Annotated in this window: 13 protein-coding genes; 5 read left to right on the top strand and 8 right to left on the bottom strand. The window is 70.0% G+C overall.

The genetic code is table 11. The annotated features are described in order from the left end of the window. Positions 1–188 precede the first annotated feature (188 nt). Positions 189–1,748 carry an FAD-binding oxidoreductase gene (locus ACWCRJ_RS12140; RefSeq protein ID WP_450939175.1) on the bottom strand — a complete coding sequence of 520 codons (1,560 nt, stop codon included), beginning with the start codon at positions 1,746–1,748 and terminating at the stop codon, positions 189–191. 630 nt (positions 1,749–2,378) lie between these two features. Between ACWCRJ_RS12140 and pstS the strand changes: the two genes are divergently transcribed. From pstS to pstB, 4 genes are all read left to right on the top strand, one after another. Next, positions 2,379–3,512, top strand: coding sequence for a phosphate ABC transporter substrate-binding protein PstS (pstS, locus tag ACWCRJ_RS12135; protein ID WP_450939174.1), 1,134 nt, complete (start codon positions 2,379–2,381; stop codon positions 3,510–3,512). 137 nt (positions 3,513–3,649) lie between these two features. After that, the gene (gene pstC / locus ACWCRJ_RS12130; RefSeq protein ID WP_450939173.1) at positions 3,650–4,657 is read left to right on the top strand and encodes a phosphate ABC transporter permease subunit PstC; all 1,008 of its coding nucleotides are present in this window, start codon (positions 3,650–3,652) and stop codon (positions 4,655–4,657) included. Then, entirely contained in the window at positions 4,654–5,709 is a 1,056-nt protein-coding gene (pstA, locus tag ACWCRJ_RS12125) for a phosphate ABC transporter permease PstA (protein WP_450939172.1), read from the top strand. Before pstC ends, pstA begins: the two co-directional genes overlap by 4 nt. An 88-nt stretch (positions 5,710–5,797) precedes the next feature. After that, on the top strand, positions 5,798–6,574 hold the full coding sequence (gene pstB, locus ACWCRJ_RS12120) for a phosphate ABC transporter ATP-binding protein PstB (RefSeq protein ID WP_028797089.1): 777 nt from the start codon (positions 5,798–5,800) through the stop codon (positions 6,572–6,574). 120 nt (positions 6,575–6,694) lie between these two features. On the opposite strand, the gene ACWCRJ_RS12115 is transcribed toward pstB, so the two are convergent. Both ACWCRJ_RS12115 and ACWCRJ_RS12110 read right to left on the bottom strand, forming a co-directional pair. Beyond that, positions 6,695–7,693 (bottom strand): anion permease, encoded by a 999-nt coding sequence (locus ACWCRJ_RS12115; RefSeq protein WP_450939171.1) that lies wholly within the window; start codon positions 7,691–7,693, stop codon positions 6,695–6,697. 7 nt (positions 7,694–7,700) lie between these two features. Continuing rightward, positions 7,701–8,321, bottom strand: coding sequence for a DUF47 domain-containing protein (locus ACWCRJ_RS12110; protein WP_013002574.1), 621 nt, complete (start codon positions 8,319–8,321; stop codon positions 7,701–7,703). A gap of 188 nt (positions 8,322–8,509) precedes the next feature. On the opposite strand from ACWCRJ_RS12110, the gene ACWCRJ_RS12105 reads away from it, so the two are divergent. Then, positions 8,510–8,875 carry a metal-sensitive transcriptional regulator gene (locus ACWCRJ_RS12105; protein ID WP_319365613.1) on the top strand — a complete coding sequence of 122 codons (366 nt, stop codon included), beginning with the start codon at positions 8,510–8,512 and terminating at the stop codon, positions 8,873–8,875. A 94-nt stretch (positions 8,876–8,969) separates the two neighbouring features. Here ACWCRJ_RS12105 and ACWCRJ_RS12100 read toward each other — a convergent pair whose 3' ends face one another. From ACWCRJ_RS12100 to ACWCRJ_RS12080, 5 genes are all read right to left on the bottom strand, one after another. Further along, positions 8,970–9,155: a hypothetical protein gene (locus ACWCRJ_RS12100; protein ID WP_020115737.1), complete on the bottom strand. Its 186-nt coding sequence runs from the start codon at positions 9,153–9,155 to the stop codon at positions 8,970–8,972. Between the two features lie 126 nt (positions 9,156–9,281). Continuing rightward, positions 9,282–10,112, bottom strand: a complete 831-nt coding sequence (locus ACWCRJ_RS12095; protein ID WP_450939170.1) for a hypothetical protein — start codon at positions 10,110–10,112, stop codon at positions 9,282–9,284. Positions 10,113–10,476: 364 nt separating this feature from the next. After that, positions 10,477–10,899: an NUDIX hydrolase gene (locus ACWCRJ_RS12090; RefSeq protein WP_450939169.1), complete on the bottom strand. Its 423-nt coding sequence runs from the start codon at positions 10,897–10,899 to the stop codon at positions 10,477–10,479. Beyond that, positions 10,896–12,023, bottom strand: a complete 1,128-nt coding sequence (locus tag ACWCRJ_RS12085) for a CHAD domain-containing protein (protein ID WP_450939168.1) — start codon at positions 12,021–12,023, stop codon at positions 10,896–10,898. The genes ACWCRJ_RS12090 and ACWCRJ_RS12085 overlap by 4 nt, the downstream gene beginning before the upstream one ends. Continuing rightward, positions 12,004–14,238, bottom strand: coding sequence for an RNA degradosome polyphosphate kinase (locus ACWCRJ_RS12080; RefSeq protein WP_046913238.1), 2,235 nt, complete (start codon positions 14,236–14,238; stop codon positions 12,004–12,006). Before ACWCRJ_RS12080 ends, ACWCRJ_RS12085 begins: the two co-directional genes overlap by 20 nt. Position 14,239 lies beyond the last annotated feature (1 nt).

Here is a 14,239-nt window from a genome sequence, read left to right as displayed (position 1 = left end):
CTGGTACAACGACCGCACCGGGCAGCCGGTCAAACGGTCACTGATCGCCTACGACCACTGACCGTGACGAAAGCCCCTTGGACTCATTCATCTAGTAGCTCGGGGGGTCGCTTGTTCGGCGGGTGCGGGTTCGTGGGGGCTTGTCGCGCAGTTCCCCGCGCCCCTTACGGGGCCCTCCTCACGGGGGCCTACAGGGCCTGCGGGAACGTGAAGAAGCGGTTCGGGTCGTACTTCTTCTTCAGGGTGGTCAGGCGGGGGGCCGCGTCGCCGTAGTAGGCCTTCCTCCAGTTGGTGAGGGTGGGGTCGGTGTAGTTCTGGTAGGCGGCGCCCGAGGCGTGGCGGGTCATGGACTTGTGTGCCGTGGTGAGCCAGGACTGGGCCGTCGTGCCGGAGGTGCCGCTCTTCCAGGAGGCGAGGTACTGGGCCAGCATCCGGGAGCGGCGGTGGACGAAGGCCGTGGCCGTGGGGGAGACGCGGTTGACCTGGCCGCCGAGGGCGGTCAGGGCGATGCTGCCGGCTCCGCCCTTCACGCCCGTGATCTGGGTCAGCAGGGTCTGGATGCCCGCCGAGGAGATCGAGCGGTCGAAGAAGTCCGAGCGCGCCGCGTACGTCTCGCGGCCCAGCGCGCCCTGGGGGGAGCGGCCCGGGGTCGAGCCGGGCAGGTGGCACTTGGCGTCGGTGGAGAAGGAGCCGCAGCCCGCGTAGCCCTCCATGGCGTCCTCGTACGAGCGGCGCCGCAGGGAGACGCTGCGGGCCGGGGTGCCCACGCGGTCGGCGAGACGGTCTAGGGCGTTCTCCAGGTCGCCGTAGGTGCCGAGGGAGAAGGCGGCGACCGCGACGGACGGGCTGCCCCCGTTCTCCAGGTGGCAGGAGGACCAGATCTCGTCGGCCTGCGTCGGGCCCCACTCCTGCCAGGCCTTCACCACGGCGGCGGCCTTGGACCACGGCCAGGTGAGGTAGGCGGTGACGCCCTGGGGGGCGGGGTGGGTCCTGAAGCGCAGTTCGGTGACCACGCCGAAGTTGCCGTTGCCCGCGCCTCGTAGGGCCCAGAAGAGGTCCTTGTTGGTGGTGGCGTTCGCGGTCAGTTGCTTGCCGTCGGCCGTGATCAGCGTGGCCTGGGTGAGGCTGTCGCAGGTCAGGCCGTAGGCGCGGGAGGTCACCCCGTGGCCGCCGCCGAGGGTCAGGCCGGAGACGCCCACGGTCGGGCAGGAGCCGGCGGGGATGGTCACACCCTTCGCGGCCAGGGCGCGGTAGACGTCGATGAGCTTCGAGCCCGCCCCCACCACCGCCTCGCCGCCGGAGGCGCGGACCTTGTTCAGCTTCGACACGTCCACGACCAGGCGGCCGTTGCCGGAGGACCAGCCCGCGTAGGAGTGGCCGCCGTTGCGTATCGACACGTTGATGTCGTGGGCCCTGGCGTAGGCGAGGGTCGTACGGATGTCGTCGGCGTGGGCGACGTAGGCGACGGCGGTGGGCTTCAGGGTGTCGAAGCGGGTGTTGTAGAGCTGCCGGGCCGTCGACCAGGCCTTGTCGCCGGGGCGGACGAGGGGGCCGTCGAGGTCGCGGGCGAGAGCGGCCCAGTTGGCGGCGGAGGCCCGGGACGCGATGCCCGTGCCGGTGGTCGTGGTCGTGCGCAGGGAGGTGTCCGTGGCGCGGGTGGCGGGGCCGGGGTCGGTGCCCGTGCAGGCGGAGGCCGTCAGGGTGGTGAGCGCGGCCGCGCCGCCGCCGATGAACATGCGTCGTTCCATGTGCGTCTCCCGGTGCACCGCGTGGTGGGTCGTGGAACGAGACGGGGTTGGTGGGAGCGGGGTTCCCGGATTCTCCTCCCTCTCCCCTCCGTCTCCCCTCCCTCTCCCCTCAGGCTCCCTCCGGCTCCCTTGTCCGTCCCGACCTCGGGGCCGTGGCCCCTATGACCCCCGATTCTGCGTGCCCCGCGGCCCCTGGTGGCCGGGCCGGGGTCCTGGAGGGGCGTAGAGAGGGGCCGGACTGGGGATTGTTCCTCTCTGTAGTTGAATGTGAGCGGAGCGTTATGCAGAACGAGAGGGGTGAGGCCGTGTGCCACGCTTGAGGTCCGTGAGGTGCGCGGTCGGGGATCGCCGTATCGGAATCTCCACGTGCTCTTCCCGTGAGCGTTCCGTGACCTCACCGCACTTTCGGCAGGGGTTCACTCGCCGTTCACTTCCGGCCATTGGCGGCTTCACCTGATCTGCCTAATTTCGGCCTTACCCGGTGCGGGATGTGGACCGAAATGCGGCCCCACGACCCGTGACGACAGCAGTTCGAGGGACCGACGGCATCCGCCAGGCAGGCCCCGAGGCTGATACGACGACTTCGCACGCCGCCATGTGGACGGCGGCTCCTGGAAGGAACTCCCGAAAGTGAAGCTTCAGCGCAAGAACCGGCTGCGCGCCCTTTCTCTCGGTGCTGTCGCCCTCACCGGCGCTCTGACCCTCACCGCGTGTGGGTCCGACGACACCACCGGTGGCGCGAGCGGCGACACCGGCGCGAAGACGCCGGCCGCCGGCAGCATCGACTGCGGCGACGCCAAGGGCCAGCTGCTGGCCGACGGCTCCTCCGCGCAGAAGAACGCGATCGACGCCTGGGTGAAGCAGTACCAGAGCGTCTGCAAGGACGTCGTCATCAACTACAAGGGCAGCGGCTCGGGTGCGGGCATCACCGCGTTCACCCAGGGCCAGGTCGCCTTCGCGGGCTCCGACTCGGCGCTGAAGCCCGAAGAGGTCACGGCCTCCAAGGAGATCTGCAAGGGCGGTCAGGGCATCGACCTGCCGATGGTCGGCGGTCCGATCGCCGTCGGTTACAACGTTCCGGGTGTCGACAGCCTGATCCTGGACGCCAAGACCCTCGCCCTGATCTTCGACAGCAAGATCACCAACTGGAACGACAAGGCCATCAAGGCGCTCAACCCCGACGCCGAGCTGCCCGACCTCAAGATCCAGGCCTTCCACCGCTCGGACGAGTCCGGCACCACGGACAACTTCACCAAGTACCTGATCGCCGCGGCCCCCGACAGCTGGAAGTACGAGGGCGGCAAGGCCTGGCAGGCCAAGGGCGGCCAGTCCGCTCAGGGCTCCTCCGGTGTCGCGCAGGGCGTGAAGGAGACCAAGGGCGCGATCTCCTACATGGAGCTCTCCTACGCCAAGGACGGCATCAGCACGGTCGACGTCAAGACCGAGGCCGCCGAGCCGGTCAAGGCGACCGTCGAGAACGCCACCAAGGCCATCTCCGAGGCCCAGGTCGTCGGCACGGGCAAGGACCTCGCGCTGAAGCTGAACTACAAGCCCACCGCCGAGGGCGCCTACCCGATCACCCTCGTCACGTACGAGATCGTCTGCGACAAGGGCAACAAGGCGGACACCCTGCCCGCCACGAAGTCCTTCCTCACCTACGTCGCGTCCGAGGACGGCCAGGCGCTGCTCTCCGAGGCCGGGTACGCCCCGATGCCCGAGGAGATCATCACCAAGGTCCGTACGACCATCTCGGAACTGAGCTGACCTGAGTGCGGCCCAGCCCCGACCGGGACTGGGCCGCACCGTCCGGTGCACCGCCGCCAGGAGTCTCCCGCCACCGCGGACGGCTCCGCCCCGAGCCGCCGTCCTTCCGGCGCCGGCTCCGCAGACCGGAGAACCTGATGGACATATCGACCAAAGACACCCCCGCTCCCCCCACCCCACCGCCTTCCGAGGCCCGCGAGGAAAAGCGCGTCGAACGCGGCGTGACCCGCCTCGGTGACCGGGTCTTCCTCGGCCTGTCCCGGGGGTCCGGCATCTTCCTGCTGGTGCTCATGGCGGCCATCGCCGTGTTCCTCAGCTACCGTGCCGCGCTCGCGATCGGCAAGGACGAGGCCAACTTCTTCACCACCTTCGAGTGGAACCCCACCGCGGTCCCGCCGGTCTTCGGCATCGCGGTCCTGGCCTTCGGCACCATCGTCTCGTCGGTCATCGCGATGGCCATCGCGGTCCCGGTCGCGGTCGGCATCGCCCTCTTCATCACGCACTACGCCCCGCGCAGGCTCGGCGGTCCCATCGCCTACGTGATCGACCTGCTCGCCGCCGTGCCGTCCATCGTGTACGGCCTCTGGGGCATCCTGGTCCTCGTACCGCAGCTCGACGGGCTCTACGGCTGGCTGAACGACTACCTCGGCTGGACCGGCGTCCTCGAATGGCAGGGCGGCGCCCCCCGTTCGATGCTCACCGTGGGCATCCTGCTCGCGATCATGATCCTGCCGATCATCACCAACGTGAGCCGTGAGGTCTTCCGTCAGGTCCCGCGGATGCACGAGGAGGCCGCCCTGGCCCTCGGCGCCACCCGCTGGGAGGTCATCCGCATGGCGGTGCTGCCCTTCGGGCGCTCCGGTGTCATCTCGGCCTCCATGCTCGGTCTCGGCCGCGCGCTCGGCGAGACCATGGCCGTGGCGATGGTCCTGTCGTCCAGCTTCGAGATCAACCTCAGCCTGCTCGACCCGGGCGGCGGCACCTTCGCCCAGAACATCGCCAGCAAGTTCAGTGAGGCCACCGAGATGGGCCGGGACGCCCTGATCGCCTCCGGTCTGGTCCTGTTCGTCATCACCCTGCTGGTCAACGGCGCGGCCCGGCTGATCATCGCCCGCCGCAAGGAGTTCTCGGGGGCCAACGCATGAGCAACGCAACTCTCACCCCGAAGGGCCCGAGCACGCTGCGTGCCGCGTCCCTGCCCAAGTGGTTCGCGTGGGCGGTCGCCGCCGGCTCGGTCGCCCTGGGCCTCGGCATCAGCGCCGTGGCCGGCCTCGAAAGCTCCATCCAGTGGGCCCTGATCGCCGGCGTCCTCTTCGTCCTCGGCTCGTACGGCATCGCCGCGCGCGTCGAGGGCAAACGCCAGGCCAAGGACCGGGTCGCGACCAGCCTCGTCTGGGTGGCGTTCCTGCTCGCGGTGATCCCGCTGGTCTCCCTCATCTGGGAGACCATCAGCCGCGGTGTGAAGGTCCTCGACGTCTACTTCCTCACCCACTCGATGGGCGTGGTCTCCACCACCGAGCCCGGCGGCGGTATCTACCACGCCATCCTCGGCACCCTGGAGCAGGTGGGCATCGCCGCCGTCATCTCCGTGCCGATCGGTGTGCTGACCGCGATCTACCTGGTCGAGTACGGCCGGGGCAGGCTCGCCAAGGCCGTCACCTTCTTCGTCGACGTCATGACGGGCATCCCGTCGATCGTCGCGGGTCTGTTCATCCTCAGTACCTGGATCCTGATCCTGGGCATGGGCCCCTCCGGATTCGCCGGCGCGATGGCGCTGACCATCCTGATGCTGCCGGTCGTCGTCCGCTCCACCGAGGAGATGCTCAAGCTCGTCCCGAACGAGCTGCGCGAGGCCTCGCTGGCGCTGGGCGTGCCGAAGTGGCGCACCATCCTCAAAATCGTGCTGCCGACCGCCATCGGTGGTATCACGACAGGTGTGATGCTCGCGGTCGCCCGTATCGCCGGTGAGACCGCTCCGGTCCTGCTGCTGGTGTGGGGTTCGAACTACATCAACGCGAACCCCTTCACCGACCCGCAGGCCTCGCTGCCGATGTACATCTATCTGCAGTTCCAGCAGAGCGGCGGTTCCGGAGCGGCGTACGACCGCGCCTGGGCGGCGTCGCTGACGCTGATCGCCTTCATCATGATCCTGAACCTGGCGGCCCGCGGCATCGCCCGTTGGAAGGCCCCACGATGACGAGGACAACGTGCGGCTCCGCCGCGCGGCCGGTCGCTGACGCGGCCATACAGCGACCAGTTCCCCCGCGAAAGAAGCAGTGATCTCCATGGCCAAGCGAATCGACGTCAGCGGCCTCAACGCCTACTACAGCTCGTTCCGGGCCATCGAGGACATCTCGATGGCCATCGAGCCCCGCACGGTGACGGCCTTCATCGGCCCCTCCGGCTGCGGCAAGTCCACGTTCCTGCGCACCCTGAACCGGATGCACGAGGTCACGCCGGGCGGCCGGGTCGAGGGCAAGGTCATGCTCGACGACGAGAACCTGTACGGCACCGGGGTCGACCCGGTCTCCGTACGCCGTGAGGTCGGCATGGTCTTCCAGCGTCCGAACCCGTTCCCCACGATGTCGATCTACGACAACGTGGCGGCGGGCCTGAAGCTGGTCGGCGGCAAGAAGAAGTCCGAGCTGGACGAGATCGTCGAGAAGTCCCTCAAGGGCGCGAACCTCTGGAACGAGGTCAAGGACCGCCTGAACAAGCCGGGTTCCGGTCTGTCCGGTGGCCAGCAGCAGCGGCTGTGCATCGCCCGCGCGATCGCGGTCGAGCCGAAGGTGCTGCTCATGGACGAGCCGTGCTCCGCGCTCGACCCGATCTCGACGCTCGCCATCGAGGACCTCATCGGTGAGCTGAAGGAGCGCTTCACGATCGTCATCGTGACGCACAACATGCAGCAGGCGGCGCGTGTCTCGGACCGTACGGCGTTCTTCAACCTCGCGGCCGTCGGGCAGCCCGGCAAGCTGATCGAGATCGACGACACGGAGCGCATCTTCTCCAACCCGTCCGTGCAGGCCACGGAGGACTACATCTCCGGGCGCTTCGGCTAGGCCGCCGTCCGCGAAGACCCCTCGCGGTGCTGCATGGCGGTGCCGCCGCGAGGTAGGTGAAGGGCCCGCCCCCGGGAGACCGGGGGCGGGCCCTCCGCCGTTTCAGGGTGCCCGCGGCCGCTAGAGGACCGCCAGGTTCACGATCCAGAAGCTCGCGGCGGCGACCAGGGCCGCGGCCGGCATCGTGATGAACCAGCCGAGGATGATGTTCTTGGCCACGCCCCAGCGGACGGCGTTGACGCGCTTGGTCGCGCCGACACCCATGATCGCCGAGGTGATGATGTGGGTCGTGGAGATGGGGGCCTTGAAGATGAAGGCCGTGATGAACATGATCGACGCGCCGGTCGTCTCGGCGGCGAAGCCCTGCGGCGGGTCGAGTTCGATGATCTTGCGGCCCAGGGTGCGCATGATGCGCCAGCCGCCCGCGTAGGTGCCGAGGGAGAGCATGACCGCGCAGACGATCTTGACCCAGACCGGGATGGGATCGCCGTAGTCCTCGACGTCCGCGATGACCAGCGCCATCACGACGATGCCCATCGTCTTCTGGGCGTCCTGCAGACCGTGGCCGAGGGCCATGCCGGCCGCCGACACGGTCTGGGCTATACGGAAACCGCGCTTGGCCTTGTGCGGGTTGGCGCGGCGGAAGATCCACATGATCGCCGTCATCACCAGGTAGCCGACGACCAGGCCGACCACCGGTGAGATGAACATCGGGATGACGACCTTCTCCAGCACCCCGGACCAGTAGACGGTCGTACCGCCCGCGAGCGCCGCGCCCACCATGCCACCGAACAAGGCGTGGGAGGAGGACGACGGGAGCCCGAAGTACCAGGTCACGAGGTTCCAGGTGATCGCGCCGACCAGCGCCGCGAAGAGGATGCCCATCCCCTTGGAGCCCTCGGGCGTGGAGATCAGGCCCTCGCTGACCGTCTTGGCGACCCCGCTGCCGAGGAACGCGCCGACGAGGTTCATCACCGCGGCCATGGCGAGGGCCGCGCGGGGCGTCAGCGCGCGGGTCGACACCGAGGTCGCGATCGCGTTCGCGGAGTCGTGGAAGCCGTTGGTGTACGTGAAGAAGAGCGCGACCCCGATGGTCACGACCAGAGCAAGGGTGTCCATGAAGGGTTCAGGACTCCTTGACGGCGATGGTCTCCACCGTGTTCGCCACGTGCTCGAACGCGTCCGCCGCCTCCTCCAGCACATCCACGATCTGCTTGAGTTTCAGCACTTCGATGGCTTCGTACTTGCCGTTGAAGAGCATGGCCAGCAGCTTGCGGTGGATCTGGTCGGCCTGGTTCTCCAGGCGGTTGACCTCGATCCAGTACTCGGTGAGGTTGGCCATGGTCCGCAGGTTCGGCATGGCCTCGGCGGTCAGCTCGGCCGCCCGCGCCAGTACCTCGATCTGCTGCTCGACGCCCTTGGGCAGATCCTCGACGTTGTAGAGGACGACCAGGTCGACGGCCTCCTCCATGAAGTCCATGATGTCGTCGAGGGAGGACGCGAGGTTGTAGATGTCCTCGCGGTCGAAGGGCGTGATGAACGAGGAGTTCAGCTGGTGGAAGATCGCGTGTGTGGCGTCGTCACCGGCGTGTTCGGCGGCCCGCATACGCTCTGCGATCTCGGCCCGGCCGGCGGTGTCCGCCCCGAGCAGTTCCATGAGGAGCTTCGAGCCCGTGACGATGTTGTCCGCGGATGCGGCGAACATGTCATAGAAGCTCGTCTCCCTGGGGGTCAGACGAAAGCGCACGTGGGGTCCTCGGTATGCATGGGTTTCGGTCAGGCTGATGCTAGGCGCATCATCCGGCCACGGCTAATGGGCCGTCCCCCAGTGTCGCCCATCAGGCCAATCGGCTCGCACGGGGGCCGCCCGCAGGGCGTATACCCGCCAAAGTTCGCTACCATATACCCGGTAGGGGTATATGTCTGGAGGCTGCGATGACGACCACAGGGGCCGGCGCGGGAGCGCCCTCGGCCGTAGACGGCGTGGAGCAGGGTGTCGTGACCGACCACGACCGTGGAATCCATGGGTACCACCAGCAGAAAGACGAACACCTCAAGCGTCTGAGGCGCATCGAGGGGCAGATCCGTGGGCTCCAGCGGATGGTCGACGAGGACGTCTACTGCATCGACATACTGACCCAGGTCTCCGCCTCCACCAAGGCCCTGCAGTCCTTCGCGCTCCAGCTGCTGGAGGAACACCTGCGGCACTGCGTGGCCGACGCCGCCCTCAAGGGCGGAGCCGAGATCGACGCGAAGGTGGAGGAGGCCACGAAGGCGATCGGGCGGCTGCTGCGGACCTGAGCGCCGGAGGCCTGTCGCGCGGGGGTGCTTTTCGGCCACCGGGTGCGGTGGCCGGGGCCGAGCCGCCGGGTGACGAGGCGCGCGCGGCCGTCCGCTACCGGGGCGGTCCGTCCTCGTGGGCGCGCTCTTCCCAGACGCGCAGGACCTCGTCGATGCGGTCGGGGCTGAGGCGGTCGCCGTCGGTGGTCGAGGCCGCGATGATGAGGTCGCCGCAGAGCTCGATCTCGGCGAGGGCCACGTGGTCCTGAACCGCCGTACCGCCTGCCGGAGCCACGCGCATCACCTCTTCTCAGCCGCCACCGACTCCTAGGGTAGGCAGCGGCGCACGGCCCGCGCATGGCACCAACGGACCATTTCCGGCCCCGTACTCTCCGCTACTCGTACTCCCCGCGACCCGTACTCCGCGCTACTCCTCCGCGATCTTCCCGGCGTAGATGTCCTCGGGTTTCGGCAGCCGTACGGCGACGGGGACGCCGAAGTCGTACAGCAGGGTGGTGGAGGCGACGGCGATCGTGCCCTGCCGGGCGCCGTTGACGAAGCTGAAGCGGTGGCGGACCTTCCGGATACGGCCCTCGTCGTCGAGGTAGGCGTCGAAGGGCACCCGGGCGGTGGCGAAGCCCCGGGCGGCGGCGCGCAGCGGGGCACGGTTGCCCTCCGAGGCCACGCGGGAGGCGGTGGTGAGGTCGGCGGTGCCGCGGTAGTGCCGGACCCGGGTGCCGTCCACCTCGCTCTCGCCGACGAGCCTGGCCGTACGCGTCCCGCGCAGCACCTCGGCCGCGGCGAAGGGGTCGGTGGCGCCGCCGGTGACCAGATTGCCGTCGGAGAGGGTGCCCGTGTCGACGCGGACCCATTTGTCGGCGGGCACGCCCGCGCCCCGGTTCTTCATGAACAGGGCGCCGGGGGCGAGGAGTTCGGTGATCGGGCGGTGCTCGCTGCGGCCCGCGGGATCGTGCGGGAGCAGCACCTTCAGCCTGCCGAGCCGTCTGCCGAAATCGTAGACACCGTCGCCGTGGATGGTCACGCGGGTGCCGCCGGTGGCCATCTCCATCTCCGTACGGGCCTTGGAGCTGCCCGCGCGGACGAGGGCGGGGGCGGCGCGGCGCAGCAGTTCCACCGGGTCGGAGGGGAGGGAGTCGTCGTCGGGGCCGCCCTGGCAGCCCGTCACACCGGTCGCGCCGACGAGGAGTCCCGCCGCGACGAGTGCCGCGCCCGTTCTGTTGTGCCGCCGCGTCACCATCGCCTGCCAACCCCCTGGCCGGGTCCGAACCGGGTCTCCTGCTCGTTCGGATAACGACAGGTCGGGGTGGCCGTCACGCGGGAGGACGCGGGGCGAGGAGCGGGGGCTCCGGGCGGCTCGGGCGGGCCGGGGGCGGAAGGGATCGCGGTCGCCTGCCCTGGGTAACGTTGTCGGTGTGGCGCATCAGGACGAGCCGATACCCCCGCAGCACCGCACCGTCACCGTCGAACAGGGCCGGTTCTGTGTGGCGAGATGCAGTTGCGGCTGGCGCGGACCGGCCCGGCGGGCCCGGAGTCTGGCCCGGACCGACGCGGAGGGGCACACGGCGAGCGGGGTGTGAGGGGCAGGGCCCGCCGGAAAAGTCCTAGGCGTGGCGCAGGGTCGTCAGGAACTCGTCCACCAGTTCCCGGTCGCGGGGCTGGGTGAGGCGGTCGCGGGCGGCGGCCGGGTCCAGCCAGAGGATCCGGTCCACCTCGTCACTGGGCGTGAAGTGACCGCCGGTCGCCTCGGCGGCCCAGTAACTCACCTTCTTGGCCCGGCCGTTGACGACGTAGTGGGCCGTGGGCAACCGGGGGCCGGGCGCGCAGCGGTGGCCTGTCTCCTCCTCGACCTCGCGCAGTGCGCCGGTGAGGGCGTCCTCGTCGCGCTTCAACTTCCCCTTGGGGTGCGACCAGTCGTCGTACTTGGGCCGGTGGACCAGGCAGATCCGCAGGTCTCCGGCCTCGGGCGAGCGGCGCCACAGGACGCAGCCGGCGGCCTGGATGACGGGGTCGCTGTTCTCGGTCACGACGTGCTCACCGCTTCCTTCTGCCAGGACTGCTGGAACGTGAACCGGGAGGCCTCCACCTCGTGGCGCTGGTCGGCGTGCAGGACGCCGAGGGCGTAGGCCGTGGCCGGGGCGATACGGGGGGTGCGGGCGGCGGCGGCCGCGGCCGAGGCCGCCTCGGAGGCGTCGCGGTGGCGGTTGAGGGCCTCGCCTGCCGCGAGGAGGCGTACGTCGACGGGGACGGCCTCGGGGTACAGGACCTCCAGGGCGTAGCGGTGGAGGCGGAGCAGGAGCCGTACCTGGTGCCAGGGGGCGTCCTGCGGGTGGGGCGCGGTGTCCGCGGAGAGGCCGTGGATGAGGGCCTCGGCGTTGTACGGGTGGCCGGCCGTGTGCAGGGGCAGGCCGGTGACCGCGTCGCGCAGGCGGTCGTGGGCGGCGGCGGCGAGGGGGCGCAGGTCCGCGGTCGGGGCGGCGGGGGTGAGCGGGACCTCGCTGGCGAGCACGGCGACGTTGTCGGCGACGGCGTGGAAGCGGCTGGAGCCGAGGGCCTGGAGGGCGGCGGAGTGGGCCCGGGTGCGGGCGAGGGTGAGCTGGCGGTCCAGGAGGGCGCCGGCCTTCGCCGCGCCGACGGTCAGGTTGCCGCGGTCCGGGTTCGCCGCGGGGCGGGTGCCGACGGAAGCAGTGGGGCGCGCCGCGGCGGCGGTGGCCGAGCGGGCGCCCGCGGGGGCGGTGGCGGAGAGGCCGCCCGCCGAGCGGCCGGGCATCGCCTGCTGGGCCGGGAACGGGGTCGCTCCCGAGAGGCGGTTGAGGGCGGTCACCAGGCGGTCCAGGCGGGCCGCGTAGGCGTGTTCGCGGCCCAGTGTGCCGGCCAGCCAGGCCAGCTCGGGGCGGAGCGACTCCGACCAGTCCGTGTCGAGGAGCGGGCGGAAGGTGTGCAGCGTGCCGCTGATGCGGCGGGCCGAGCGGCGCAGGGCGAGCGCCGCGTCGGTGGACTCCTCGGCACCCGCCGCCGCGCCCCCACCGGTCTCGCGGTGGGTGCGCAGCGCGCGGAGGAACTCCGTGGCCTGTGCCCGCAGATAGTCGGCGACGGCGTCCGCGGGCACGACCGTGGGGTCCTTGGTGGGGTCAAGGTGTTGCTGTGCCACGCCGGCGCCTCCGGGCGTCAATGAGCATCTCCTGGACGTTGCGCAGGGGCTGGCCGTCCGCGTCGTACGAGTGCCGGGTCCACTCGCCGTCGGGGCCGAGGTGCCAGGAGGAGGTCAGGTCGGACATGCCGGTCTCCAGCAGGCGGTTGAGGGCCGCCCGGTGGCCGGGGTCGGTGATCCGGATCAGAGCCTCGATCCGGCGGTCGAGGTTGCGGTGCATCATGTCGGCGCTGCCGAACCACACCTCGGGCTCGCCGCCGTTGCCGAAGCCGAAGACCCGCGAGTGTTCGAGGAAGCGGCCGAGGACGGAGCGCACCCGGACGTTCTCCGACAGGCCCGGGACGCCGGGCCGGATGGCACATATGCCGCGCACCCACACGTCGACCGGCACACCCGCCTGCGAGGCCCGGTACAGGGCGTCGATGAGGGCCTCGTCCACGATCGAGTTGACCTTGATGCGGACGTAGGCGGGACGTCCGGCACGGTGGTGCTGGACCTCCTTGTTGACGCGGGCGATCAGGCCGTCGCGCAGGGACTTGGGCGCGACGAGCAGGCGGCGGTAGGTCTCGCGGCGCGAGTAGCCGGAGAGCCGGTTGAAGAGGTCGGAGAGGTCCGCGCCGACCTGCGGGTCGGACGTGAGCACGCCCAGGTCCTCGTAGAGCCGTGCCGTCTTGGGGTGGTAGTTGCCCGTGCCGACGTGGCTGTAGCGGCGGAGGGTGTCGCCCTCCTGGCGGACCACCAGGGACAGCTTGCAGTGGGTCTTCAGACCGACCAGGCCGTAGACGACGTGGCAGCCGGCCTCCTCCAGCTTGCGGGCCCACTTGATGTTGGCGTGTTCGTCGAAGCGCGCCTTGATCTCCACCAGGACGAGGACCTGCTTGCCGGCCTCGGCGGCGTCGATGAGCGCGTTGACTATGGGGGAGTCGCCGGACGTCCGGTACAGGGTCTGCTTGATCGCGAGGACGTCCGGGTCCTCGGCCGCCTGCTCCAGGAACGCCTGCACCGACGTGGAGAAGGAGTCGTAGGGGTGGTGCAGCAGCACGTCCCGGCTGCGCAGCGCGGCGAATATGTCGGGCGCGGACGCCGACTCGACCTCGGCCAGGTCGCGGTGGACGCCGGCGACGAACTTGCGGTACTTCAGCTCGGGCCGGTCCAGGGAGGCGATGCGGAAGAGGCCGGTGAGGTCCAGGGGCCCGGTCAGCGGGTAGACCTCGGACTCCTTGATCTTCAGCTCGCGCACCAGCAGGTCCAGGACCTCCTGGTTGATGTTCTCCTCGACCTCCAGGCGCACCGGCGGCCCGAAGCGGCGCCGCATCAGCTCCTTCTCCAGGGCCTGGAGGAGGTTCTCGGCGTCGTCCTCCTCGACCTCCAGGTCCTCGTTGCGGGTGACCCGGAAGGCGTGGTGCTCCAGCACCTCCATGCCCGGGAACAGCTCCTCCAGATGGGCGCCGATCACGTCCTCCAGGGGGACGAACCGGCCCGGGGAGGCCTCCAGGAAACGGGACAGCAGCGGCGGCACCTTGACCCGGGCGAAGTGCGAGGTGCCGGTGACCGGGTTCTGCACCCGTACGGCCAGGTTCAGGGAGAGACCCGAGATGTACGGGAAGGGGTGCGCCGGGTCGACGGCCAGCGGCGTGAGGACCGGGAAGATCTGGTGGCGGAAGAGCGTGAAGAGACGGGCCTGCTCCTTCTCCGCCAGCTCGCTCCAGCGGACCAGGTGCACGCCCTCCTCGGCCAGCGCCGGGGCGACGTCCTCGTGGAAGCAGGCGGCGTGCCGGGCCATCAGCTCGCGGGAGCGGGCCCAGATCATCTCCAGCACCTCGCGGGGCTGCAGGCCGGAGGCGGAGCGGGTGGCCACGCCGGTGGCGATACGGCGCTTCAGGCCGGCCACGCGGACCATGAAGAACTCGTCCAGGTTGCTGGCGAAGATCGCCAGGAAGTTCGCCCGTTCGAGGAGGGGGGTGTTCGGGTCCTCGGCCAGTTCCAGGACGCGTTCGTTGAAGGCGAGCCAGCTGCGCTCCCGGTCGAGGAAGCGGCCCTGCGGCAGCCTTTCGCCGCCGTGGTCCTCCTCCTCGTATCCGTCGAGGTCGGCGTCGATGTCGGGTTCCAGGTCGGAGACGGCGGCCGACACCGTGTGCGGGCGGTGGCCCGTTATGGAGCCGACGGTCGGCTGTGCGTGCTGGACCTGGTCTGCCTGGGCGTTGGACTGGCTCATG

This window comes from Streptomyces sp. NPDC002324 (assembly GCF_053593335.1).
The sequence above is the reverse complement of the archived record's forward strand: the minus strand, read 5'-3'. Positions and strand labels throughout refer to the sequence as shown.